We start from the raw sequence: 26,392 nt of genomic DNA on the forward strand, positions 1-26,392 counted from the left end.
CGTTTCATTCGTTCCCTTTTTGGCAATAACTTGTTCTAACTACGGGGTTCGGAAAGGACGGGGGCAAATGATCGTTGTTTATTTCGTCGTTATGGCCTGGATCAGTATCCATATTCTTTTGAGCGTACCGCGCAGGCTTCCGCTTGCGGTTAATCTATTGTTGTTCCTGGCGATCGAGGTCGTATTGACCAATAAACTAAGTTACGTTGCGTTTACGCTAGGGCTTTTTCAAATCAATACCGATGCCCCCCATTTCATTGCTTTAATTTTGCACAACGACTTTACGATCACTTTTATTTTGCTCGCTTTAGTCAATGGATTTTGGACAACGGATCGCTTCCGGGCACGGGTGGTCTTCGTGATTTACGGAATTGGCGCACAGCTCTTGACGGCGTACGCTCTTAGGATATCGGATGTGCTTACGGACATTCGCTGGAGCATTCTGATGGAAGTCATAACTGTAATTGGCCTGTCGGTTTACACCCTCCTCTTGGGATGGGTGTTTCAAGCTATGGCCTCTAAGGAAGGTTGGGTTCGATGACAGATATAGTCTCTTATGACAAGGGGTTCAATGCGAACGAATGGTTCGTCATCGCCTCATTTGTAATTTCGACCGTATTCATCTGGGTTTTCCCGCGAATCTTATCGCCCCTGGAAACGAGTTATGCTTTGCTTGCCGGCATGGTATTCGGGCTTATTGCGGACCATACGGTCGCCGTTCCGCCGCTCGATCTTTATGACGTCGGCGACGATTCGAACTTTACCTTGTTCGATCTATTCTCTTATGTGATGTACATGCCGTTCGGTTACTGGTTTATATATTGGCATGAAAGGATGCGAATCGGCGGGATCGGTACCATGTCGTACATCCTGCTTTGGACGATATTCGGCTACGGAATCGAATGGCTGGGGACATTGGCGGGGGTGTTTCACTATAAAAACGGTTATCGGATCGAACACTCAATTCCCGTCTATCTGTTCGTGCAAAGCTTGCATTTGGCGTTGTACAAGCTCGCATTTTCTCGAGATCGCATGGAGCATTCAAAATGAAAGGAGGGACGCCCCGCATGGAGAGTTTGATTCGTCGAAGATTATCGCTTTTGCTTTCAGCAAGTTTTCAGCCTATTTTTATTCTCCTATAAGATGGAACTCATCTGCGTTTCAGGCAAGCGTTCTATCGTTAGCTTGTACGATAAAACGTGACGGGAGGAGGTGGCAGCTTGAAAACGAATCGTATCGCAAGGTGGGCGATGCTTGGGATCGCCGGCATCGCGGCGGTACTGCTGCTCGCAAAGGCCGCAGCGCTATTCGGCCATACCAACAACTACGTGTTCATTCCGCACGGCCCGGGTAGAGGCGGACATGGCGCATACCTGGCGTTCCGGAAGATTGAACATCATCCGACTCTGGCGGATTGGTTCGCGCCTGCATGGATGTTCCTGAAGCTGGCGGTGCTCGCGGCGGCCATGTGGCTGTGGTCGAAGTCGTCCGGCATCCTTCGCGGCGCGGGCGCGGCAGCCGCTGGAATTGCGCTTGCGAGCCTGTTATCGCCGATATGGGGAGCGCTGCTCGCGATCGCCATGCTCGTTTGGAAGCCGAAAAACAAAAGCATCGACGCGCTTGCGTCCTACGGCGGAGCGCCGCTTATCGGCGGCGGATCCTACGCCGGAGCGGATGCCGCGCCATTGACGAGGCGGTCTTCCGATACCGGAACCTACCTCGATGAGTGGGAGCGCAAGACAAGGGAATCATTCAAATAATCAGGAGGAGATTCATATGGGAGTATTCAAACGGGTAAAAGAAATCGTGGCCGCCGACCTGCATCGGATGCTGGATAAGTGCGAGGATCCGGTGAGCATGGCCCAGCTCTATTTGCGCCAGATCGAGGAGCGGATCGAGAAGACGAACGAAGCGCTTGCCGGCCAGCTCGCCGCGGAGCAGGAAACGGCATCGCTTCTTGATCACATGGCGCAAATCGTCGCGAAACGCTTGCGCCAGGCGGAATTGGCGGTGGATCGGGAAGAGGAGCGAATCGCGGAAATCGCGATCGCGGACAAGCTTCAGCATGAGAAGCTGATGGAAGGCTACGCGCGAAATCTCGACTCGATCCAGGTGAATATCGGCGCGTTGAAGCAGGAGATCGTCCGTCTGAAGGAATTGCATCGCGAACTGCGGGAGAGGCTGTACTTCCTTGCTTCGAGAGCGAGAGCAGCGCGGGCTATCGAAGGCGCCGCCTCGTTTCCGGCCTATCGGACCGATAAGGTCATGCGCGGATTCGAACGGCTGGAACAGAACGTGCGCCGGCTGGAGGCCGGGGCTTCGGCGAAGCGATGGGCGGCAGCTCCGCATCAGGGCGAGCTGGATCGGATCGACCGGAACGAGGAGATCCAGGCGGAGCTGAAGCGTATTAAGGACGCGCGGGGCAAGAAGCAAACCGGATAATCGATCGCTTCCGCGTCTTTGAAAAGCCGCTTGACTTGCCGGACATATTATAGTTATTATGGATACATTAAATCCATAATAAAAATGGACGGATAAGGAGATGAGGCTATGCCGAACCGGCATTTAACCTTTCAAGGAGACGCCGGGGCTTATCCCGGCAAGGCGGATGTGACCGCCCGACCGGGAATAGAGGTTTTGTCCTTGCTGCAGCCCAGACCCGGGGAGCGAATATTGGACTTTGGCTGCGGGAATGGAGACTTAACGGCCGAGATCGCTGCCTCCGGCGCTCTAGCTGCGGGTATCGACCTGTCGGAGGAAAGCGTGATGCGGGCGAAACGGAAGTACCCCGAGCTGGATATTCGGGCGGCCGATGCCCGTCTCTACCGGACCGAAATCCCGTATGACGCCGTGTTCTCGAACGCGGCTTTGCACTGGATTCCCGATGCCGCCGCCGTTGCCCGCTCCGTCTGGCTGGCCCTTCGGGAGGGCGGCCGCTTCGTGGCCGAATTCGCTGGCAGCGGCAATCTCGCCGCGCTGACCTCCGCCATGGAGGAGGCGCTGGAAGCGCATGGCTATGCGCGGGCGGGACGGACTCCGTGGTACTTGCCCACCATCGGCGAATATGCCGGCCTGCTGGAGCGGTCGGGCTTCCGCGTCACCTTTGCGCAGCACTTCGATAAACCGTCTCCGCTCAAAGGCGCTGCGGGGATTCGCGGCTGGCTGGACAGTTTCGCCGAATATTTCTTCTACGACGTCGCGCCTGCCGACAAAGAATCGATCTACCGCGCCATCGAGTCCAAAGCGAAGCCTCGTCTTGAGCGGGACGGCCAGTGGTTCTTGGATACGAGCCGTCTGCGGATCGCGGCCGTTAAGGAAAGGGATCCGGAGCAATGAGATCGCCAAGGCACCTTACTCGGGCGAGCGTCTAATCGTCCCTGCTTTTTCCGTAATTGACGGAAGAAGCGGGGGCTTTTTTTCGCCTCGAAGGAGATTGGAATTGTCAATAAACAAACATTGTATTAAAATGTTTGTTTATAAACAAACGAATATTAAATTTGTTTGTTACGATAAAACAAGGAGGGTGAAAAATGAAGAATAAACCGTTGCAAACTCCTGTGAGCAACATTCGGAGCTCGTTGGACTTCCAGCATCAAATTTCTTGGCAGCTCCTGGATTACCATCTTACCGGACTGGTCGACGAAGAATATCGCTGGCGGCCTGCCGCTAGAGGACTGCATGTCGCGAACGAATCAGGCGTTTGGCGCGCAGATTGGCCGGAATCGGAAACGTACGATATCGGTCCGGCCAGCATCGCATGGCTAACCTGGCATATTACGTTCTGGTGGTCCATGGTGCTTGACAATTCGTTCGGAAACGGAACGCTGACCCGCGAGGAAGTGCGTTGTCCCGGCAATATCGAGGAGACGATAAAGAGGATTAACCAATTGCGCATGGAATGGCAGACAGCGCTCGCGATAATGCCGGATGACGAACTGCTTGCCGTTGAACGAACCAAATGGCCGTTTACCGGGAAACCGTTTCATGAGCTTGCGGCATGGCTGAACCTTGAACTTATGAAAAATGCCTCTGAAATCGGTTATTGCCGGTTTCTTTATGCCTCTCGGAATAACAACGGTTGTCACGGTTGAACGTAAAATTAACCATTTTCGGTTCAAACAGACTATTCACTGGGTAATGTTATTATTGGATAATCAGGTTGTCCGTTGCATGCGAAGGTTCGATCCGTTTCTTCCAATATTTTTATAGCGGAGGTGTTCGTTTGATGTTTCAATTACAAGCGTTTAGGATTGGCGACAAGCCGTTCAAAATGTTCGTGTCCGTCATTCTCGCAGCAATTCTGTTCGGAACGTCCGTATTGCCCGTATTCGCGGCATCGCCCGAGAAAACGGTAAACGCTTCGGCAACGCTCGCTTACAATCTCAAAGGGCTGAAGCACAACCTGGCCGTTCAGAAAGCCTACATCGCGTCAAAGTACGTTTATGTGACGCAGCGGACCGGGGGAACCGTCTATCTCTCAAGATTGCTTATTAACGGCAGCAACGCCACGTACGTCGACGAAATGACCATCACCAATTCCGGTCATGGCCAAACCTTGGACATGTACACCTACAATGGCATCAATTATTTTTACTTCAGTTCGAAAGACGATCCGTCCACGTCGTATAACTGGTCTCTTCAGGTAGCAAGACTTCAATACTCGGCAGGCTCGACATACGATTATACGGATCTTCATCGCTTCACCTATATGAATTACGCGAGCGAGAGCGGCGCAAGATTAGGTAAGACGTAGCGCGTGGATGGCGGCGGCAACAGCGCGTATACCTTTTTCCGCATCCAAACCGCGGAAGGGACCGTAACCTGGTCCATTTACGATACGGCAGCGCTCAACCGGCTCCTTGACGGCAATGAACAGGTGCGAATGGACAGTACGGCGGCGGTAGACGCGTGCGTAGACAGCTTTACGCAATCGGGCAGCGCAATCGTCAGACCGAACGGCTCTTTCCAAGGTGCCGATATGCTCGATCGGACGGAGATCTATACGTCGGGCGGCGCGGAGGGCGATACGCCGCGAATTGCGATGATATCGAATACGGGCGCCTACAAAACGCTCGTCAATATAACGAATGTAGGCAATCATGAAATCGTAGGCGTCCAGACAAAAAACGGAAACGTTTATTTTACGATCGTTACGGACCCGGTAAATAAAAAAGATACACAGAAAATTTATTATGTTCCGGATCGCGTCTTTCAATAACTGCCGAATGCGGCGAACCGCGGTTGCAAAAAAACAGTCAATCGAGGCGTTATGCGCTTCGGTTGGCTGTTTTTTTCATTGAGATTGAAAGCGGAACTCATAGCATTCTATTATGTTGTTGCCCAGCAGGACAGGCTCTTGTACACTGATTTTAAGGTTAAAATACCGAGTCTGTCATATACGATGAATCATCCGCATGGTCGCATGGGGAGGCGAACGCGATTGAAAGCAAATGATCAAAGGCAAATATCGAATGAACTGCGGTCGATATTGGAAGCGGTCTCCAACCGGCTCATTCCGGAGGACGACTGGCCGTCGGCGACCGATGGAGGCGTTCTTGCTTATCTGGAACGTCGCGCGGGCGAGGATCCTGCGGCCTGGGAACGGATGGAAAGCGGACTTCGCGCGCTCGATGCGGAAGCATCGTCCCGCTATAGCCGGCCGTTCCCGAATCTGACGGCCGGCGAACAGGATGACTTGCTGCGGCTTGTCCAGCAGGAACATGTCCGGAATTGGTCCGTATCTTCGGCGTCTTTTTTTAACGAGTTGTTAAGCCTCGTCGCCGAAGGCTACTACGGAAGTCCCGATTCAGGCGGGAATCGCGAAGCGAAATCATGGCGCATGATCGGATATCGCCCGGGGCCTGCAACGGGCGGCCAGACGCCGGCAGCGGAAACCGAATTGCCGGAGCGTGCGATTCACCAGCTGCGCGAACGATACGATGCCGTCATCGTAGGGGCCGGGGCGGGCGGCTCGGTAGCTGCTGCTACGCTCGCCGAGTCGGGCATGAGCGTCCTCGTCGTCGAGCGCGGGAGCCGGCTTGGCTACAACCAGGTCGGCAGCGACCACTTGCGCAACCATCGCTTGAGCAAATACGGCCATAACACGGGACCTGATCGCGAAGGCAATCCGCGAACGATTCTGACGGAGGCCGGGGAAGAACGAGTGACTGCGCCTTTCGAAAGCGATTACCATAATAACGCAATGACCGTGGGAGGGGGGACGAGGGTGTACGGCGCGCAGGCGTGGCGGTTCCATCCGGAAGACTTCCGCATGGCGACCCGCTACGGCGTTCCGGACGGAAGCTCGCTCAGCGACTGGCCGATCGCCTACGAGGAGCTCGAGCCTTATTACGAGCGCGCCGAGTGGGAAGTCGGCGTGTCCGGCGACGGTAACGCCCATCCCGGACATGCGAAGCGCAGCCGGCCGTACCCGATGCCCGCCCTGTCCATGACGCTGGAGGCTCGGCGGTTGGCAGAGGCGGCAGCGAAGCTTGGCTGGGACGCAGGGGCGGTTCCGCTGCTCATCAACTCGGTGGAACGGGACGGCCGACCGGCCTGCGTGCGCTGCGGCCAATGCGTCGGCTTCGCTTGTCCGACCGACAGCAAGAACGGCGGTCATAACACCATGCTCGTCAGAGCCATCGCCACCGGCAACTGCGACCTGATTTGCGATACGATGGTGGAACGCATCGATACCGAAGGCGGCAAACGCGCCACCGGAGTGCGGCTCGTGCAGCAGGCGGGAGATGGGGCGAGGCGCCGGCAGGTGCGGGCCGGGCATGTGGTCGTTGCCGCCGGCGCGATCGAAAGCGCCCGCCTCCTGCTCCATTCGGCAAGCGATGCGGAGCCGGACGGCATCGGCAACCGGAACGGACTTGTCGGCAGAAACTTGCAAGGCCATGTCTATTCGGGCGCTTACGGCCTGTTCGATGATCCCGTTCAGGATGGTCTTGGGCCCGGCGTGGGCATCGCCACTCTCCGATTCGCCCACGGCAACGGAGGCGGCGTCATCGGGGGCGGACTGCTGGCCAACGAGTTCACGCGGCTGCCGCTCATCCATTGGAACCGGGCGCTGGCGCCGGACGCGCCGAGATGGGGACTCGCCGGCAAGCATACGATGCGCGACAGCTATTTGCGCACCAGTCAAATTCAAGGTCCGATCCAGGAAATACCGAGCCCCGAATCGAGGGTGCGGCTCTCGCCGACGATCAAGGACCGATTCGGCATTCCCGTCGCCCAGCTCTCCGGGAGCATTCATCCGGAATCGCTGCGGGCAGCGGAGATGCTGGGCGAGCAGGCGGAGAGATGGCTCTGGGCCGCTGGCGCCAGACAGGTATGGCGAACCCGTCCGGGCGGCGGTCTAAGCGCCGGACAGCATCAGGCGGGGACGCTGCGGATGGGGAACGATCCCGCGACATCCGTTACGGATCCGACGGGCCGCGTGCACGGATACGACAATTTGTGGGTTAGCGACGGTTCCGTGCATGTGACCAATGGAGGCGTCAATCCGGTGCTGACCATTCTCGCCCTTGCTTTCCGAACGTCGGATAGCCTCGTGAAGCACGGATGAGCCTCGACATGGCTCATAAGACATATCGACTTTATTGAATGTTCATGGTAGTATTGGATAATAATAGATTCATAGAAGGAGGAGCATTGCAATGGGAACAAGTAACCCAGTGAAGATCACCGTAGAAGCGATCGTTCACGCGCCCGTCGAGAGCGTCTGGCATTATTGGAATGAACCGAAGCACATCACCAAATGGAATACGGCTTCCGAAGATTGGCATACGCCGTTCGCCGAGAACGACCTGAGGGTCGGCGGCAAGTTCTCCTCGAGAATGGAAGCAAAGGACGGCAGCTTCGGCTTTGATTTCGGCGGCGTGTACGACGAGGTGATCATCAACGAGAGCATCGCCTATTCGATGTCCGACGGCAGAACCGTTAAGATTTCGTTCATCAGCCAGGACGGGAACACGAAGGTCGTCGAAACGTTCGATGCGGAAGAAACCAACGCCGTCGAGATGCAGCAAGCCGGATGGCAGGCGATTTTAGACAATTTCAAGAAATATGCGGAATCGGATAAAGAAGAATAATAACTTTAGCTGCCTCGAGAAGCGGAAGCGCATGCCGATAACGGCATGCGTTTTTACTTTGCAAGCCTCTTCCACATGTGCCGGGATAAACGGTTAGTTAGACAATCGATCTGGACTATGTCCAAAAACTTTGCGCTCTAACAATCATTCATGCGATCCGTTATACTTACCGTAAACCCCTAAAAACGAATCCGTCGTGTGCTGGCCACGAGCGGAAGAGGAGCTGTCCAAGATGACGATTACCCGACAAATTGTATTAAAGAGCAGGCCCATGGGCCGCCCTGATGAAACGAATTTCGAGTTTGTGCAGACTTCGCTTCCTGCTCTTAACCAGAATGAAGTTCTTGTAAAAACCCGATACTTGTCCTTAGATCCTTATTTGCGCAACATGATGAACGAAGAGGAGTTCGTGGGGCCTTCCTTTCAATTGGGTCAAGTATTCGGAGGCCTTGCGGTAGGAGAAGTGATCGAATCGACAAGTCTTCTATTTCAATCAGGCGACTTTGTTTCAGGTGCTTGGGGCTGGCAAACGTTCGCGAATGTTGACGCTGAGCCATTAACAAAAATTAATCCCGATCTGTCGCCGGTTTCTACCGCGCTTGGCGTTCTCGGGATTTCCGGATTAACGGCTTATTTCGGATTAACGGAAATAGGCAAACCAAAAGTCGGCGAAACCGTCGTTATCTCCGGAGCTGCCGGAGCGGTAGGCATGCTGGCGGGACAAATCGCCAAACTATTTGGAGCAAAAGTAATTGGTATAGCGGGATCAGCCGAAAAAAATGCCTATTTGCAAAATGAACTCGGATTTGATGCGACGATCAACTATCGAATGTCGAACGCCGAATTGCTTGCAGAATTGAAAAAAGCGGCTCCTGACGGGGTTGATGTCTATTTCGACAACGTTGGAGGCACGATTACCGATGCCGTTCTTCAGCTAATAAATCCTGGTGCGAGGATACCGATAAGCGGCCAAATCGCTCAGTATAATCAGACCGGAACTGAAATGGGACCGAGGATCGGCATGCTCCTTGTAAAAAATAGCGCACTTATGCAAGGCTTCTCCTTTACAAATTACTCCTCGCAATTTCCGGAGGCGCTGGAGAAGTTAAGCGGTTGGATAAAAGAAGGCAGGTTGAAATACAAAGAGCATATTATTGACGGTTTTGAGCATACGCCGAAAGCGTTCTCCGGATTGTTTTCCGGCGAAAATACGGGGAAGCTGCTCGTGAAAATTCCGGATTGAGAGTCGTGATCATAGAAGCTTCGGCCATATTGCGCCGAGGCTTTTTTGACATGTCGCCAAGAAGCCAAATGGGACATACTATCAAGAATTGACAAAAACAGCTGACTGACCAGTTAGATGTGGCGTCTAAAAAAAAGTTGACACGACACCGAACGGTGTCCTATAATCAAATCGTCACCAAATGGTGTCCAATTGGGGAACATCCAAAAACTTAGGAGAGGGTGTTGTGAGCGATAACAACCAGTTGCGGGATGTATTTGACGCGATTGCAGATCCAACCAGGCGCCGGCTGATCGAGCTGTTGGCAAAGTCGGAGGAGCTGCCGCTTCACGAGTTAACGGCACAGTTTGAAATGGGCCGGACGGCGGTATCCAAGCATTTGACAATACTGAAAGAGGCCGGACTGGTACTTGACCGAAAAGTCGGCAGAGAGACGCGATTCAGACTGAATGCTTCCCCGCTCCGGGAAGTGCAGGACTGGGTAGCCTTTTACAGCAAGTTTTGGGCGACGAATATGATGCGCTTAAACCTGTTATTAGAGGAGGAAGAAGAATGAGCTTATCCTTAACATTGGATTTTGAATACAAAACATCGATTGAGAAGCTGTGGTCCGCATTAACCGATTCCAAGCAGCTTGCCAAGTGGGTGCTGGAAAACGATTTCGAGCCCGTCGTAGGACACCGTTTTCAATTTCGATCGCAGCCGAACGAATATTGGGACGGCATAATTGACGGCGAAGTGCTGATCGTGGATCCGCCGAGCCGCTTGTCCTATACTTGGGCCGTCGGAGACGAGAAGCATACGGTCAACTGGACGATCCAGGATTTAGGGGAAGGAAAGGTTAACCTCCATCTCGAACAAACCGGAATCTCGAATGCTCAAGGACTTGCAGGCGCCAAATATGGCTGGAGCAATTGGTGCGGCGAGCTTGAAAAGCTGTTGGCCCATTAACCTTCATCAAACCAATATCAACTCGTTACCCATTGCGAAAGGAATGGAGACGATCGTTGAACCGCGCTTGACCCGCATCAACATAAACCGGCTGCATCTCGTTTGCAGCCGGTTTATGTTGATGCAGAAATGAACACGTTCGGAAGGATGGTAAAGCATGAGCGAAATCAATCAGGAGTATATCGTACTCTCGGGTGCGAGGGAAAACAATCTCAAGAACGTATCCCTGCGCATTCCGAAGCGGAAGATTACGATCTTCACCGGGGTATCCGGTTCCGGCAAGTCCTCGATCGTCTTCGATACGATCGCCGCGGAATCCACGCGCTTGCTGAACGAGAACTTCAGCATGTTCGTGCGCACGTTCCTGCCCCGCGTTCCCCAACCGGATACCGACGCGATCGAGAACCTGAGCATGGCCGTTATTGTGGACCAGAAGCGGCTTGGCGGCGGATCTCATTCCACGATGGGCACGATTACCGATATTTCTCCCATTCTCCGTCTTCTCTTCTCGCGAGTGGGACAGCCTCACGTCGGACCGGTGAACCTGTTCTCGTTCAACGATCCGCAGGGCATGTGCCCCGAGTGCAACGGGATCGGCCGCAGGCTGGGCGTCGACATGAGCAAGGCGGTGGACATGTCAAAATCGTTAAATGAAGGGGCTATTATGCTGCCGGACTATTCGGTCGGCGGCTGGGAATGGAATATGATCGTGCAGTCGGGGAATCTCGATCTCGACAAGAAGCTGAGCGATTATTCGGATGAAGAGCTGGAGGAGCTGCTGTACGCCAAGGCAAAGAAAGTGCAGATGGATTTTGCAGGCAAAGCCATGAATATTACCGTGGAAGGCGTCATCGAGAAGTTCACCAACAAGTACATCAAGCAAGATGTGAAAGCCAAGTCAGAGCGTACGCAAAAAACGGTCATGCCGTTTATTACGGAAGGCTCCTGCCCAAGCTGCCGCGGCGCGAGACTGAGTCAGGCCGCGCTTAGCTGCAAAATCAACGGACTTAACATTGCGGAGATGTCTTCCATGGAGGTCGGGCAGCTTCTCCGCGTCGTTCGGGAGATTGACGATCCCGTTGCGGCGCCGGTCATCAAGTCGCTGTCGGAGCGGCTGCAGCATCTGGTCGATATCGGACTGGACTACTTGACGCTGGACCGGGAGACGGATACGTTGTCCGGAGGCGAGTCGCAGCGCGTCAAGATGGTGAAGCATCTGAGCGGCAGTCTGGTGGATGTCACTTACATCTTCGATGAGCCCAGCGTCGGCTTGCACCCCCGCGATGTACACCGGTTAAATGAATTGCTGCAGAAGCTGCGCGACAAGGGCAATACCGTGATCGTCGTCGAACATGATCCCGATGTCATCAAGGTGGCGGATCATATCGTCGACGTCGGGCCGCATGCCGGCAGCCGAGGCGGAACCATTGTATATGAAGGAAGCTACCAAGGCTTGCTTGCGGCAGATACGCTGACAGGCACCCATATGAAGCGGCCGCTCGAGCTGAAGCAAAATTGCAGGAAGCCGTCCGGCAAACTGTCGGTCAAGGATGCTACTCTGCATAACTTGCGGAACGTTAGCGTGGATATTCCGACCGGGGTGCTGACCGTCGTTACCGGCGTCGCCGGCTCGGGCAAAAGCACGCTCATTAACGAAGTATTTCTCGGCCGGCATCCGGATGCGATCGTCATCGACCAATCGGCGGTAGGCGTGTCGACACGCTCGAATCCCGCAACCTATACGGGCATCATGGATGATGTGCGCAAGGCGTTCGCTTCCGCGAATAAGGTCAATCAAGGCTTGTTCAGCTTCAACTCCAAGGGGGCTTGCGAGAACTGCCAGGGGCTGGGCGTCGTGTATACGGACCTTGCCTTCCTTGACAGCGTCAAGCTGCCATGCGAAGGATGCGGAGGCCGGCGATTCAAGGAAGAGGTGCTCGAATACAAGCTGAACGGCAAGAACATTGCGGAAGTGCTGGAGATGACGGTAGAGCAGGCGTTGGATTTCTTCGAGCTCAAAGAGGTTGTGCGCAAGCTTCAGGCGATGAGCGACGTGGGGCTGAATTATATTACGCTCGGCCAGCCGCTCAGCACGCTCTCGGGCGGAGAATGCCAGCGCATCAAGCTGGCAAGCGAGCTGCATAAGAACGGCAGCATCTACGTGATGGACGAGCCGACGACCGGTCTGCATATGTCGGATATCGGTCATCTGATGGAGATTATGAACCGCTTAGTGGATGCCGGCAATACGGTGATCGTTATCGAGCATAACCTCGAGGTGATCAGCAAAGCGGACTGGATCATCGATATGGGACCGGACGGAGGAAGCAAGGGCGGCCAGGTCGTGTTCGAAGGCACGCCTTCGAAGATTGTCGATGCGGAGCGGTCGATAACGGGCAAATACTTGATGGATGAGTAGGGGGATGGGAAAGTGAGCTTTTTTCGGGACATGATGAAAGTATTCAAAAAAAGGGAAATCACATTTCTAGAAAGCTATAAAGAATCGGAAGACGTCTATACGTTTCTATTCGAAAAAGACAGAGACGTAACCTGGATTGCCGGACAACATGGACTGTTCAGCATTATTCATAAGAAGATCAAAAATCCGCTGAAACCGTTCAGCGTGGCGTCGGCTCCGTCGGAAAATGTCATTCGGCTTACGATGGGCATTGGCAATGAACCAAGCGAATACAAGAAAGCGATGCTGGAATTAAAGCCGGGCATGAAAGTAAATATGAGCGGGCCCGTGGGAACTTTCCATCTTCAACCTAACAATCCCACGGTCCTGGTCGCAGGCGGAATCGGCATTACGCCGTTTCGATCGATCTTAAAACAACTAGAGGCAGAAGGGAAGCGCGACGGCAAGCCTGTTCATCTGCTCTACATGGATAGCAACAAAGCCTATCTGTACAAGGACGAACTGGACGAAATTTCCAACCATCCATCGATTGATGTAACTTTCCTGAATTCAAGGGATGACTTGCACCGGGAAATTGATAAGTTAGCCGCCTCCTATAAGGACGATGGCAAATACTTGATTTCGGGATCGAAGTCCATGGTAGAGTCTGTTTCCGCTTATTTGCAAAACAAAACGATTTCGAAACGAAATATAAAAAAGGATGTCTTTTTTGGGTATTAGTAAAACAGAACAATTGGGATAGGGCTGCCGGTTAACGGCAGCCCTTGTCGCGGTATCCGGGCTGCATAAATTTAAAGCGATTACTGCAATGGGACCTTTGCAGTATCAGAAGCAGCTTCGACTTCAGGAAGCCAGGCGCCTGATGTTGAGCGAACCGATGGGGGCAACGACGGCGGCCTTGACCGTAGGCTATGAAAGCCCGACGCAATTCAGCCGGGAGTACCGGCGGCTATTTGGTCTGCCGCCTCTGCAAGATATAAGAACGATGCGCAATTCCGCTAGCGATTGGGGATTCGAGGATCGTTAGCGGCAGATGTCTTCTCGTAAATAATAAAACAATCATTACGGAGCAGCGCGGGTGCGGCTGGAGGAGCAAGGCGCATTATTGGAATAGTAGAAAACCAAAAAAAAGAACCTGGATCGTTCACCAGGTTCTTTTGTATTGCATATGAACAGTTGTAGTGATATAATCGGATCACGACTGGATAAAGTCTTATAGACATAATTATTTTATCTTACACTCTCAGTGTACCATGCCGGTAAACTCTTGTCAAATGTTTTTTTCTCAATTGAAAGGATAGGGGAGATAACGAATGCGTTCATTGGTTCTCGGGTTGCAGGAAATGGATAAAACGCAGCTTCAGCACGTTGGAGGAAAAGGGGCCAACTTAGGGGAATTGTCCAAAATCGATGGCATACATGTGCCGGAAGGATTTTGCGTTACGACAGCGGGCTATCGAAAAGCCATCGAACAAAACGAAACGTATTCGGCTTTGTTGGATCGGCTAACCATGCTGAAAGCAGAGGATCGAGATCAAATTGGCGAAATCAGCAGGCTGATTCGGCAAACCATTATGGAAACGATAATTCCCTCCGATGTTAAGGAAGCCGTCACCCGCTATCTCTCCCGGTTTGGCGAGGAACATGCTTATGCCGTGCGTTCGAGCGCGACTGCCGAAGATTTGCCGCATGCCTCCTTTGCCGGTCAACAAGACACCTATTTAAATATTATCGGCGTCGATGCCATCTTGCGGCATATGAGCAAATGTTGGGCTTCCCTGTTTACGGATCGCGCGGTCATCTATCGAATGCGGAATGGATTCGATCACAGGCAGGTTTATTTATCCGTTATCGTTCAAAGAATGGTTTTCCCGCAGGCCTCCGGGATTTTATTTACCGCCGATCCGATTACATCTAACCGCAAGCTGCTATCGATCGATGCCGGTTTTGGACTTGGCGAAGCGCTCGTCTCCGGCTTGGTATCCGCCGATTGTTATAAAGTGCGGGAAGAGGAAATCGTCGAGAAGAGAATCGCAACCAAAAAATTGGCTATCTATGGGAGGAAGGAAGGCGGAACGGAGACAACGCAGCTCGATCCGGATCAGCAAATGTCTCAAACGCTTACGGAGCAGCAAATTTTACGGCTGTCACGCATCGGAAGACAGATCGAAGCTTATTTCGGTTGCCCGCAAGATATCGAGTGGTGTTTGGCTGATGATACGTTTTATATTGTCCAAAGCCGCCCGATCACCACTTTATACCCGATCCCTGAAGCGAAGACCCAAGAAAACCACGTCTATCTATCTGTCGGTCATCAACAAATGATGACGGATCCCATCAAACCGTTGGGATTGTCCTTTTACCTGTTAATTACTCCTGCGCCTATGCGTAAAGCCGGCGGAAGGTTGTTTGTCGATGTTGCGCCCAGGCTGGCTACAGCTGTCGGCCGGGAAACTTTATTAAATACCCTGGGATCCGATCCGCTCATAGTAGGCGCACTCACGACCATAATCGAGCGAGATTTTATCAAATTGTTGCCGAATGATCCATCAGCGCCGATTCCCGGTAATAGCGATAAAGGATTGCCATCTGCGGGTTCTCAAGCTCCATTCGAGAACGATCCGACAATCGTTTCCGAATTGATTAAGCGTAGTGAAACATCGATCGAAGAGTTAAAACAAAACATCCAAACGAAATCGGGCTCGGATTTGTTTGATTTTATTCTGGAAGATATCCAGCGATTAAAGAAAATCTTATTCGACCCTCAAAGTACGGCTGTGTTTATGGCTGCGATGGATGCTTCAGCATGGATCAATGAAAAAATGAACGAGTGGTTAGGCGAAAAAAACGCAGCGGATACGCTGACTCAATCCGTACCGAACAATATTACTTCGGAAATGGGTCTGGCGCTATTGGATGTCGCGGATGTGATTCGCCCTTATCCGGAAGTGATTGATTATTTGCAGCATGCAAAAGAAGATAACTTTCTGGATGAGCTGGTTAAGTTTGAGGGTGGACAGAAAACCAGGGACGCTATCTATGCTTATCTCAGCAAATACGGCATGCGGTGTGCCGGAGAAATCGATATGACGAGGACTCGTTGGGGTGAAAAACCAATAACGCTTGTCCCGTTGATTCTGGGTAACATCAAGAACTTTGAGCCTAATGCCGGCCATCGAAAATTTGAGCAAGGGCACCGGGAAGCTTTGGAAAAAAAACAAGAGTTATTAGATCGATTGAAGCAATTGCCGGACGGCGAACAAAAAGCCAAAGAAACAAAACGAATGATCGACCTCATCCGGAATTTCATCGGCTACCGGGAATATCCGAAATACGGCATCGTCAGCCGCTACTTCGTTTATAAGCAGGCTTTGCTGAAAGAAGCCGAACGACTCGTGCGAGCCGGCGTTATCCATGACAAAGAAGATATTTTCTTTCTCGCTTTTGAAGAGCTTCACGAAGTCGTACGCACGAACAAGCTCGATGATCGGATCATCAACAAACGAAAAGAAGATTACAAATGTTTCGAAAAACTAACGCCCCCGCGTGTCATGACGTCTGATGGCGAAATCATTGCAGGGGAGTACAAACGAGAAAATTTGCCGGCTAATGCGATCGCAGGTCTGCCTGTTTCTTCCGGCGTGATAGAAGGAAGAGCGCGTGTCATTTTAAACATGGAAAATGCCGATCTGGAAGATGGGGATCTATTGGTCACCTCCTTTACCGATCCTGGCTGGACGCCATTATTCGTATCCATAAAAGGGCTGGTCACCGAAGTTGGCGGACTGATGACCCATGGAGCCGTTATCGCGCGCGAATATGGCTTGCCGGCCGTTGTCGGAGTGGAAAATGCGACCAAACTGATCAAAGACGGGCAGCGAATCCGCGTGAATGGAACGGAAGGGTACATTGAAATATTGTAACTTTCTTTTGTGACTACGCAAATCGTTCAGATAGAGCAGTCCCATACATGGAGCTTTTTGCGATAAATAATTTCTCCATTGTCGATTAATGGAAAAATCACAGACAACAATCAGTGTCTGTGATTTTTTATGGGTTTAGTAAGTCCATACCATTCGATAAAAACGAGGACGGATAATGGAATAAAAAACCGCCGATCCGTCAACCTTAAGAAAAATAAGGGGGACTTCGGATGGATCAGCCCATGCAAAGCCTAGCGGCCGTTATCAAGCAGAGACTTAACGATTCACCCGATCTCGTGATCAAAACCTATCGCATGCAGGAACTAATCGAGCTAACCTGCATGTATTTGTGTACCATAACGGACCAGAAGCTGGTCGACGAATTAGTCGTCTCCGGTTTATTGACGCCGTACTTCCCGCTTCAGAAAGGGCAAGACCCGATTGATTGGTTAATGACCGCCTTTAAACAAGCGGATATCAAAGAAGTAACCGGTGCGGATTCGTGCATCGAAGAGCTGCTGGAGGGACAATGCATCGTAGCCCTGCCCGGGAAACGAGCCGTATCCGTTAACATCCGCAAACAAGAACAGCGCAGCGTAGCCGAGCCGGGAACGGAATCTGTGGTCCGCGGACCTCGCGAAGGCTTCGTGGAAGATTGTTCACGCAATATTTCACTCATTCGGAAACGCTTGAAGAGCGAGAAGCTGACGATTGAGGAGATGATCATCGGCAGCGAAAGCCGTACGAAGGTTTGCTTGCTCTACATGCGGGGAATTGCCGACGCCGGCCTCATTGATGAATTTCGCAAAAGATTGAATGCCATCCAAACCGACAGCATTCTGGAGAGCGCGTATATCGAAGAGTTTATCCAGGACAAGTCCCGGACTCCCTTTCCTCAATTTATGTCGACGGAAAGGCCGGACGCCATTGTCGCGAAATTGCTCGAGGGACAGGCGGCCATCATTACCGATGGGACGCCTAATGTATTGACGGGGCCGATTACGTTCTTCCAATCGTTCTCCACCTCCGAGGATTATTATCAAAGAGCCGATATTGCTACCGTGCTTCGCTGGCTGCGCATGCTGGCATTTGTCATTTCCGTATTTACGCCTTCGTTATACATAGCCATAGCTTGCTATCATCAGGATTTGCTTCCTTCCTCCATGCTCGCCAACCTGGCTTCCCAGAGGGAAGGCGTACCGTTCCCGGGAGTAGCGGAAGCTTTCGGCATGATGGTCATCTTCGAGATTCTGCGGGAAGCCGGGCTTCGCATGCCGAGAATATCCGGCCAAGCGATATCCATCGTTGGGGCATTGGTGCTCGGTCAAGCCGCGGTAGAGGCAGGGATCGTCTCGGCTGCCATGGTCATCGTCGTCTCGTTAACCGCCATCGCCAACTTCGTGGCTCCGAATTATGGCTTCGGGATCGCGCAGCGCCTGCTGCAGTTCGGATTCATGGGTTTGGCCAGCGTATTAGGATTATTCGGCGTCATGTGCGGCGTGTTTGTACTGCTTATCCATTTGGTGTCGCTTCGCTCCCTGGGCGTTCCGTATTTTGCGCCGATGGCGCCGATCAACCTATCGAATTGGAGAGACACGTTTATCCGAACGAACCGGCCATCCATGAAACGGCAGCGAAGAAAGGGGAATGCATAATGGGAGACTCGTTATGTTGAGAAAACTTCTAGCGGTCTTATCGATCATGCTCATTTGCGCAGGGTGCTGGGACATGAAAGAGATCAACCAGCTGGCCATCGTCGACATGATCGCGATTGACCGGGATAAGCAGGGCACGTTCCATGCTTATTATCAAATTCTCAATCCCCCAAGCATCGAAGCCCGAAGATCCGGCCCGGCGAAAGCCGCCGTTTATACCTATGCAATCACAGCGCCGACGATGGGAAGCATGCTCGAGAAAACCGGGGCCGTCATGTCCAGAAACTTGTACACCTCGCATCTTCAATGTTATGTCGTGTCGGAGCGGATGGCGCGGGAAGGCTTGTTCAAGATGGCGAATTATTTGGAAAATTATAAAGAGCGCAGAACGAATGTTTACGCGATCGTATCGGAGGATCCCGTGTCCGAAGTGATCAATACGTTCACGCTGCTGGACCGGGTTCCCGGCCGAAATATTCGTTTATTATTGGACTGGCATTCCCGCAGATTCGGAATTAAAAAGCTGCCGACGAGAATGAAAGATATCGTGGAGGGCATTCCGTTCAGCAGGCCGACAATCGTTCCCGTCATCCAATTTACGGGAAACGACTCGGCAGCGTTATCGGATCGTCTTGAAGATATCAAGGCGACCAGTAAGAGCTTGTCCTTTAAGGGAGGAGCGGTGTTCATCAAGGCGAAGATGGTCGGGAAGGTTAACGATGAAATCAAGAATACGTATTATGTGTTAAACAGCTATGCGACCCGCAAACAGGAAACGTTCCAAATAAACGGCCAAACCGTCGATGTGGCCATGAAGGTCGTTCAACTTAAGCGCATATGGGCAACCAAGGATAGGCTTCAAATTCGCTTGGACGCCACCATGGGAATCATCAACAACGAGCAGGACGTCAGACTGACTCTCCGCAATATCGAGGACATGGAACGGGAATTCAATAACGCCTATAAAAAGAAATGCGAGCAGTTCGTCAGCTTCGCCAAGGAGAAAAACTGGGATTTGCTTGGAATCGGAGATATGGAGCAAGGCCGTAACCGCTGGAAGGACGTCCAAGTCGAATTCATTATTCATTCGAAGCTTACCGCTCTGGGAAATACGATTACGCCGTACGAATAGGAGAAATACGTTGGAACAAACTTCGTTAAGCCCATTCCAAATGTTTTGCGTCGTCACTTGTTTCGTTGTCGGGACGACTTTCATTATGCTGCCGAACGCCACGATTGCGGACGCTAAGCAATTCGGATGGCTCGTACATGTATGGGGCGTCGTGTTCGGCCTTCTTGTCGGAATGTTATGGATATATATTTCCGGGAAGCATCCCGGCCTGACGCTCGTGCAAATATTGAACCGCGTATTCGGCAAATACGCGGGGGGAGCCATCTCCGTCTGCTACATCGTCTTCTTTATTCAGATCGCGGCTTGGGTAACGAGAAATATAAGCGATTATATGCATGTTACGATGATGCCAAGGACGCCTCCAACGGTATTTCATCTCATGACCCTGGGGGTGTGCGCTTATGCGGCCGTGAAAGGAATCCGCTCCATATCTCTCGTTAGCCTATTTGTCGTTCCGTATATTTCCGTTTCATTTTGGCTTCCTTATACGGTCATGCTCAACGAATGGGAATGGCGAAATTTTCATATCCCGAATGATTTTCACTTTTGGCCAGTGCTCGCCGAAACCCGGTATGCCCTTGGATTTCCTTTCTTGGAAACCGTGGCTTGCATGATGATTTTCCCTATGGTTCGATCCAAGCTCAAAGCATCCGTTTTGGGAGGAACGGCCTTTGGAGGCATTCAGATCGCGCTTTCCATTTTTTTCGCGATCGGGATACTAGGCGTCTACCGATCGTCTCATCTCCTGTATCCGAAATATACGATTTTTCGCGAAATGGAGTTTTCCAGCTTTTTTGAGCATCTCGAATCCATCATTTCGATAAATGTGCTGTTAGTCGTGTTCGTGAAGTTAAGCGTAATCTACTACTTTGCGGTTACGGCGATATGCCAAGTCTTTTCCGTCCAAAATCGTGCGTTGGTAGCCGTACCTCTGCTTGGGATCATCTCCGCATATTCGCTCTTGTTCTCGAACATTGCTGAAAATGCGGTTTGGATTCATGATTATTTGTTCATTTATTATGTTCCGTTCGGAATCGGCTTTCCCGTTCTGATTCTTTTGTTCACCTGGCTGCGCAAAGGGCGAGGGGAGCGGGCTTCATGATCGGGCTAATGACGGCGTATATTTTGTTTGGCGCGGCCGGATTTATTTTCCTGCGGAATTTGCGGATGCAGCGGAGAGAGGGATGGACGTTCGCGATTATGACGGGGGTCGGCTTCATCCTGTGGGCGAGCATCGTAATCGGCCGTCCGCTCGACTTGAACCGGGCGATTGCCTGGATGATCGATAACACGTTTTATAGGTAGGAACAGAAATTTCGTCCTAATTTGATGACATGGCTGCAGGCGATAACGATTGCGTTATGATTACCGGCCGCGGTCACGAGAAGAAAATCGTTACGGGCGATCATGTTGAATATTTCACCGATGAAGATGCCATAAAGGAATTCATTATCGGCACAAGAGAGAAAATGACTGGGCCTGAGCAGCCGACTATGTGACTGCTCATGACTCCCAACCATGCAAATTAAAACTCAAAAACCCGCTGAATAAACCAGAACAGGCCGATCGCGATTACGGCGGCGGAGCCGACCGAGACGGCGCGGGGATAAGTCCGGTAATGCCGAAAAAACGCGAGCAACGGGAATACCATGGAAATGATGATGATTTGTCCGATCTCTACTCCTACATTGAAAAATAACAAGGAAGACAACAAGCTTTCACGGGGAAGCGCCATCTCTTGCAGAATGCCAGAGAACCCGAATCCGTGCACAAGACCGAAAAGCAGCGTCACGATCGTGCGGTGCTTCGGATTTTTGTCGAACAAATTTTGAACCGCCACGAAGACGATGCTTGCCGCAATGGCGGATTCTACCCATCGACCGGGCAATTGAATCACTCCGAAGGTTGCCAATCCCAGCGTTAAGCTATGCCCGACCGTGAACGCCGTAACCACTTCAACGACGCCTGCCAAGCTTCTGGCAGCCGGAAGAAGGCAAAGCACGAATAAAATATGATCGTACCCGGTAAAGATATGCTCGGTACCGAGGAGAATAAATTGCCACGCTTGACGCAACCAGTCGCGTTCGCCTACCACCAGTTCCTGGTTCACAATGCTGAAGATGAACTCCTGATCCCCTTTGGGGCCGTTAATTTGAGCGATATTCGTATGGGACTTATTGATGTCCTTAATAAATACATCATAATCGATTCGCGTGGAATCTCCGTCTCCGGAATAAACCAACTGAAATCTGGCGAGCGGCACCTCGTTGACCCTTTCGACGCTCGTGCCGACAAGTTCCGGCTCGACGGGCACCTCGTCACGGTATAGCTTAACCCCGGATGCTACATAATCGAGCAGCGGCTCCGTCCTGTCGTCAAGCGCTTGCCCAAGCTCTTCAACCGACAGCGAAGACATCAAATCAACGGGCAGCGGAACTACGCTCGCGAGATCGTTGAAGTCCAGGAGCAGTTCTACATATACCTCATTCGACTCAATCTGCACGTCCATATATCCGTTGTCCATGGCATGCGCGCTTACGGGCTGCTGAAACGGCGCGAGTAATGGAACCGTCAGCGCGAAAGCCGCAAATAAAGCAGCAATAAACCTAATGATCCGTTTCATATTCGATCCTTTCTTGTATAACTTGCTTGATGCTTTGCGAAAAACAATAGGGACGGAGAGTGCGTCCCCATCCCTATGCTTGAACTTCTTGGTCGAATAAATCTTACTTTTTCTTTTCGATCATCTGCTTTTTGCCGTTAGGAAGCTTGCGAATCTCGAACTCGTCGAACGCTTTTCCGGTCGCCGTCCTCGCATCGTATCGGAGAACGTTTCCGTCGACATGAATAAGCTGGTACAGCTGGGTATTCGCGACTGCCTTGTCCACTTGAGCGCCGTTCTTATCCCAGACTTCCGAAGAGGATTCATACATTTTCGGACCGGAAACCGAGTTCACGAATACCGTGGTGCTGTCGGGATCCACTACTTTTTTTCCTGATTTTTGGTTCAGAACTTGGCCGCGCGCATACGTGTGATCGTGTCCTTGGAGCACCAAATCAACGTTATATTTCTGAATGATCGGAAGGAGCTTGTTCCGCACTTCGGCGTTGTCGCGGCCCTCCGCGCTGGAGAAGATCGGATGGTGGAACGTGAGAACCGTCCATTCATTCGGGTTGCTCTTGAGTGTTTGATCCAGCCACGCGACTTGCTTGTCGAGGTTTTCGCCCCGGAGATTCGTATCAAGCGAGACAATGCGCATGCCTTGGTAATCGACGTAATAGACATTCTCTTTGAATACGGCTTCATCCGGACCGTTCTCCGGAAGGGCAAACGTCGGGCGCCAATAAGGCGAGAGCCCGGCCGGCGTTTCGTTCGAAATTCTAGCATACTCGTGGTTGCCGGGAGTCGGGATGCTCGGCACCATCCCGTTCAGCCAACCGCCTGCTTTGAACCACTCGCCCCATTGATCGTCTGCGTCGCCGTGATTGATCAGATCGCCGGCATGGACGATAAAGCTCGCGTCCGGCAGGTCGGAGTAAGCGTTGCGGATGACGCGGGACCAGTGCTCTAAAATATCGTTCTGGGCGTCGCCAACGTAAAGGAACGAGAACGGTTTTGCTTGGTCGGATGCCGTTGTAAACTCGAACCATTCGCTCCAGTTGACCCCGTCTCCTACGCGATACAGGTAGGTTGTTTCCGGCGAGAGATTTTCGAAGTTGACCGAATGATATTTTTGCGAGTAACCCAAGTATGTAGCTACTTCGGAAGTGCTCTCGGCCGGTACTGTCACCGCGTCATCCTCAAAATCGGAATTGTCGCTTGCCACTGCGATTTGGGCTTGCGGCGAGTTGACGTTGACGTCCGTACGCCAGGTTACGGCTTGGGTAGTCGCCGTATCGCCTTCCCAAGTCAAGACGATCCTGTCGGGTTGCAGGGAAGGTTTGTGGATCTCGGCAGTCGGCATCTTCGTCGCCAATTGCTCTGCCAGAACATTGACGGCCGGAACGGCCACAACGGCAGCGGACAGCAGAAGCGTGGTGCGAACCCAACGCTTGTCGGTCCATTTTTTAAACATCATTAACATCCTCTCTCAAATCGAATTGAATTACGAGATTCATGCTACTTTAAGAGTGTTATACGAACGTCAACTTAATGTTATGTAATTATTTAGACAAACCTAGTAGAAACTTCATATCCGCAGATTTTTTCACACTAAAGGGAGTACGATTATGGAATAGAGTCTGATTAACAGTCGCTGATAAGGCGGCTGTTTTGTTTTTTATCGAATTGCGTTAAACGCTAAGCTGGATCAATCAATAGCTCGAACGGGCGGTTTATACGTAATTCACCGAGTTGTCGGAAAGAATTGATCCTTCCTTGAACGTTTAAAGGCGAAGTCGTGACCGCGATTGAATTGCCAAAAGCGAAAGCTATACTAATTTTAAATATCAGGTTTTGCAGTACTTTGATTCCATTCTGGGAAAACTATCCTTGGTATGGGCAATAACTTATTACAATCTTCAAACCGCTAATGAAGGGAGGCCGTAAAGGAATGGACGTTGATACGGTGCTGTGGAGCAGGCTGGTGACGGGAATGACCTTAGGGTTCCACGTTATTTTTGCGACGCTTGGCGTCGGTATCCCGCTTATGATCGCGATCGCCGAATTCATCGGCATCCGCAAGAAGGACCATCACTACACCCTGATGGCTAAGAGGTGGTCGCGAGGGTTTGTCATTTCCGTTGCGGTCGGCGTTGTGACAGGAACGGCGATTTCGCTGCAGCTGGCCTTGGTGTGGCCGAATTTTATGAAGCTGGCGGGGAATGTTATTGCGCTTCCGTTATTTATGGAAGTGTTCGCGTTCTTTTTTGAGGCCATCTTCCTGGGGATTTACCTGTATACGTGGGATCGGTTCAAAAACCGTTACATTCACTGGCTGCTTACGATTCCAATTGTCGCCGGGGCAGGGATGTCCGCCGTTTTTATTACGACGGTCAACGGATTCATGAATCAGCCTGGGGGATTTACGATGGAAGGAGGACAATTCACAGCCGTTGACCCCGTGCAAGCGATGCTGAATACGGCGACGTTCTCCAAGGTGTTCCATGTCTTAAGCTCGGCCTATTTGACAAGTGCTGCTCTGTTGGCAGGAATCGCGGCCTTTACGATGCTTAGGAAGGGCGTCTCCGGATACCATAAAAAAGCTCTGAAGCTTATGATGGGGGTTGTTCTGGTGTTCGGATTGCTAAACACGTCAACCGGTGATTTGTCCGCCAAATTTTTGGCCGAGCACCAGCCGGAGAAATTGGCCGCCGCGGAATGGCATTTTGAGACCGAAAGCGGCGCGGATCTGATTCTACTAGGGTGGCTTAATGCAGAGCATGAAGTGATAGGAGCCCTTCACCTGCCGAAATTTCTCAGCTTCCTGGCCTTCGGAGATTTCAATGCGGAAGTAACGGGTCTGAATGAATATCCTCTGGATGAACAGCCGCCTCTCCTGGTGCATTATTTGTTTGACTTGATGGCCGGCATCGGATTCGCGCTGCTCGGCATTTCATTGCTGTATTTCCTATTTGTATTCTGGAAAAAGCGCAATGAGCTCAACAAGTGGCTGCTTCGCGTTATTGCCTTAGGCGCGCCGCTCGCTTTTCTAGGGGTCGAGCTAGGCTGGTTTTATGCCGAGATCGGACGGCAGCCGTGGATTATACGCGGCTATATGCGTGTAGAAGAAGCGGCAACGACATCGCCGAGCGTGCGCATTCTTTTTTTTCTCTTCCTTCTTCTGTATATCGTACTGGGTGCCGTATTCGTTCTGGTGCTTCGGCGCTTGTTCAACAATAATCCGGCGGAAGCCGAGATGGAGAAGTGGATGCAGCATGCGGGCGACAATACAACGGAAAAGGGTGAGCACGAGCGATGAGTTACGAGTTGATTGGAATTTCGGTGCTCTGGCTGTTTTTGTACGGCTATTTAATTGTAGCCTCCATCGATTTCGGAGCGGGTTTCTTTGCCTTCTATGCCCGCTTGACGAAGCGGGACCATCTGATCAATCGCCTGATTTCCCGTTATTTGTCGCCCGTATGGGAGATCACGAATGTATTTTTCGTCTTTTTCTATATCGGCATGGTCGGATTTTTTCCGGATACCGCCTATTACTATGGCTCGGGGCTGCTTGTCCCGGGAAGCATTGCGGTTATTTTGCTCGCTATTCGCGGTTCGTTCTATGCTTTTGAAAACTATGGCTCCAAAAATAACATCGTCTATCTGTTTTTGTACGGAGCTACGGGCTTGCTTATTCCGGCTTCGTTGTCAGTGGCGCTGACATTGTCTGAAGGAGGCTTTATCTCGGAGCAGGGCGAGACGGTTTCTCTTGATTACTGGGGGTTGTTTACCGATCCGTTATCGTGGAGCATCGTCGGACTGGCGATCGTGTCCGTTTTGTTCATTAGCGGCTCGTTTCTGGCCTTCTACGCTTCCCGTGCAGAGGATCATTCCGCGTTAAAGCTGATGCGGAGCTATGCGCTGTTCTGGAGTACGCCGACAATCATAATCGCGCTGACTGCCTTTATTTATTTGGGCCAACATAATGAGCGGCATTTTCAAAATATGATGGATCTTTGGTGGCTGCTTGCGCTTTCCGTTGGATTCTTCATGACCGCTATGTGGCTGTTATACGGCGGACGCCGTTACGGATTGGCGTTCATCTGCATCATGCTGCAATTTTTCTGCGCCTTTTTCGCATACGGAATCGGCCAGTATCCTTATATTCTTGACCCGTACATCACAATTCAGAGCAGCGTCACTTCGCCATCGATGGGCTTCGCGCTCGTTGTCGTGTTTATCGGCGGGATGTGCCTGTTGATCCCTTCCCTTATTCTGGTCTTCAGGCTCTTCCTGTTCGACGCGGATTATGTGAAGGGGATGAAATAGGCGGACCCCTTATTGGATGCGAAGAACGAACCCTCGCAGGTC

General features: G+C 51.7%; 22 protein-coding genes and 2 pseudogenes. 22 read left to right on the top strand and 2 right to left on the bottom strand.

What is annotated here, in order from left to right:
- Window positions 1–67: 67 nt before the first annotated feature.
- From IDH41_RS15560 to IDH41_RS15655, 20 genes and pseudogenes are all read left to right on the top strand, one after another.
- Window positions 68–541, top strand: coding sequence for a hypothetical protein (locus IDH41_RS15560; RefSeq protein ID WP_190862579.1), 474 nt, complete (start codon window positions 68–70; stop codon window positions 539–541).
- Entirely contained in the window at window positions 538–1,050 is a 513-nt protein-coding gene (locus IDH41_RS15565) for a hypothetical protein (RefSeq protein WP_190862581.1), read from the top strand. Before IDH41_RS15560 ends, IDH41_RS15565 begins: the two co-directional genes overlap by 4 nt.
- A gap of 170 nt (window positions 1,051–1,220) precedes the next feature.
- Window positions 1,221–1,760: a hypothetical protein gene (locus IDH41_RS15570; RefSeq protein ID WP_190862582.1), complete on the top strand. Its 540-nt coding sequence runs from the start codon at window positions 1,221–1,223 to the stop codon at window positions 1,758–1,760.
- A gap of 16 nt (window positions 1,761–1,776) precedes the next feature.
- Window positions 1,777–2,442: a PspA/IM30 family protein gene (locus IDH41_RS15575; protein WP_190862583.1), complete on the top strand. Its 666-nt coding sequence runs from the start codon at window positions 1,777–1,779 to the stop codon at window positions 2,440–2,442.
- Between the two features lie 108 nt (window positions 2,443–2,550).
- Complete coding sequence (locus IDH41_RS15580; protein WP_190862584.1) at window positions 2,551–3,336, top strand: methyltransferase domain-containing protein; 786 nt, start codon at window positions 2,551–2,553, stop codon at window positions 3,334–3,336.
- 194 nt (window positions 3,337–3,530) lie between these two features.
- Window positions 3,531–4,091 carry a DinB family protein gene (locus IDH41_RS15585; RefSeq protein WP_190862585.1) on the top strand — a complete coding sequence of 187 codons (561 nt, stop codon included), beginning with the start codon at window positions 3,531–3,533 and terminating at the stop codon, window positions 4,089–4,091.
- Between the two features lie 179 nt (window positions 4,092–4,270).
- Window positions 4,271–5,218, top strand: a pseudogene (locus tag IDH41_RS15590) (phage baseplate protein).
- Between the two features lie 222 nt (window positions 5,219–5,440).
- Window positions 5,441–7,570 carry a GMC family oxidoreductase gene (locus tag IDH41_RS31955; RefSeq protein WP_317890756.1) on the top strand — a complete coding sequence of 710 codons (2,130 nt, stop codon included), beginning with the start codon at window positions 5,441–5,443 and terminating at the stop codon, window positions 7,568–7,570.
- 91 nt (window positions 7,571–7,661) lie between these two features.
- Complete coding sequence (locus IDH41_RS15600; protein WP_190862587.1) at window positions 7,662–8,096, top strand: SRPBCC family protein; 435 nt, start codon at window positions 7,662–7,664, stop codon at window positions 8,094–8,096.
- Window positions 8,097–8,328: 232 nt separating this feature from the next.
- A complete protein-coding gene (locus IDH41_RS15605; RefSeq protein ID WP_190862588.1) occupies window positions 8,329–9,339 on the top strand; it encodes an NADP-dependent oxidoreductase in 1,011 nt (336 codons plus the stop codon).
- Window positions 9,340–9,565: 226 nt separating this feature from the next.
- On the top strand, window positions 9,566–9,895 hold the full coding sequence (locus tag IDH41_RS15610) for an ArsR/SmtB family transcription factor (protein WP_190862590.1): 330 nt from the start codon (window positions 9,566–9,568) through the stop codon (window positions 9,893–9,895).
- Window positions 9,892–10,290 (top strand): SRPBCC family protein, encoded by a 399-nt coding sequence (locus IDH41_RS15615; RefSeq protein WP_190862592.1) that lies wholly within the window; start codon window positions 9,892–9,894, stop codon window positions 10,288–10,290. The genes IDH41_RS15610 and IDH41_RS15615 overlap by 4 nt, the downstream gene beginning before the upstream one ends.
- Before the next feature lie 157 nt (window positions 10,291–10,447).
- Window positions 10,448–12,709: an ATP-binding cassette domain-containing protein gene (locus IDH41_RS15620; protein WP_190862594.1), complete on the top strand. Its 2,262-nt coding sequence runs from the start codon at window positions 10,448–10,450 to the stop codon at window positions 12,707–12,709.
- A gap of 12 nt (window positions 12,710–12,721) precedes the next feature.
- Window positions 12,722–13,429 carry an FAD-dependent oxidoreductase gene (locus tag IDH41_RS15625; RefSeq protein ID WP_190862596.1) on the top strand — a complete coding sequence of 236 codons (708 nt, stop codon included), beginning with the start codon at window positions 12,722–12,724 and terminating at the stop codon, window positions 13,427–13,429.
- Window positions 13,430–13,475: 46 nt separating this feature from the next.
- Window positions 13,476–13,736 (top strand): annotated as a pseudogene (locus tag IDH41_RS15630) (helix-turn-helix transcriptional regulator); the annotation flags it as partial.
- Window positions 13,737–14,022: 286 nt separating this feature from the next.
- On the top strand, window positions 14,023–16,632 hold the full coding sequence (ppsA, locus tag IDH41_RS15635) for a phosphoenolpyruvate synthase (protein WP_190862598.1): 2,610 nt from the start codon (window positions 14,023–14,025) through the stop codon (window positions 16,630–16,632).
- Window positions 16,633–16,862: 230 nt separating this feature from the next.
- Window positions 16,863–18,287, top strand: coding sequence for a spore germination protein (locus tag IDH41_RS15640; RefSeq protein WP_190862600.1), 1,425 nt, complete (start codon window positions 16,863–16,865; stop codon window positions 18,285–18,287).
- Between the two features lie 16 nt (window positions 18,288–18,303).
- A complete protein-coding gene (locus IDH41_RS15645; protein WP_190862602.1) occupies window positions 18,304–19,419 on the top strand; it encodes a Ger(x)C family spore germination protein in 1,116 nt (371 codons plus the stop codon).
- Between the two features lie 10 nt (window positions 19,420–19,429).
- Entirely contained in the window at window positions 19,430–20,521 is a 1,092-nt protein-coding gene (locus IDH41_RS15650; protein WP_190862604.1) for a GerAB/ArcD/ProY family transporter, read from the top strand.
- On the top strand, window positions 20,518–20,724 hold the full coding sequence (locus tag IDH41_RS15655) for a hypothetical protein (protein ID WP_190862605.1): 207 nt from the start codon (window positions 20,518–20,520) through the stop codon (window positions 20,722–20,724). Before IDH41_RS15650 ends, IDH41_RS15655 begins: the two co-directional genes overlap by 4 nt.
- A gap of 220 nt (window positions 20,725–20,944) precedes the next feature.
- On the opposite strand, the gene IDH41_RS15660 is transcribed toward IDH41_RS15655, so the two are convergent.
- A complete protein-coding gene (locus tag IDH41_RS15660) occupies window positions 20,945–22,042 on the bottom strand; it encodes a HupE/UreJ family protein (RefSeq protein WP_190862607.1) in 1,098 nt (365 codons plus the stop codon).
- 103 nt (window positions 22,043–22,145) lie between these two features.
- A complete protein-coding gene (locus IDH41_RS15665) occupies window positions 22,146–23,495 on the bottom strand; it encodes a purple acid phosphatase family protein (RefSeq protein WP_190862609.1) in 1,350 nt (449 codons plus the stop codon).
- 477 nt (window positions 23,496–23,972) lie between these two features.
- Between IDH41_RS15665 and IDH41_RS15670 the strand changes: the two genes are divergently transcribed.
- Both IDH41_RS15670 and IDH41_RS15675 read left to right on the top strand, forming a co-directional pair.
- Entirely contained in the window at window positions 23,973–25,340 is a 1,368-nt protein-coding gene (locus IDH41_RS15670; RefSeq protein WP_190862611.1) for a cytochrome ubiquinol oxidase subunit I, read from the top strand.
- Window positions 25,337–26,350 carry a cytochrome d ubiquinol oxidase subunit II gene (locus IDH41_RS15675; RefSeq protein WP_190862613.1) on the top strand — a complete coding sequence of 338 codons (1,014 nt, stop codon included), beginning with the start codon at window positions 25,337–25,339 and terminating at the stop codon, window positions 26,348–26,350. The genes IDH41_RS15670 and IDH41_RS15675 overlap by 4 nt, the downstream gene beginning before the upstream one ends.
- Window positions 26,351–26,392: the final 42 nt, after the last annotated feature.

The sequence above is a fragment of the Paenibacillus arenilitoris genome (genome assembly GCF_014705655.1).
GTDB lineage: Bacteria > Bacillota > Bacilli > Paenibacillales > Paenibacillaceae > Pristimantibacillus > Pristimantibacillus arenilitoris.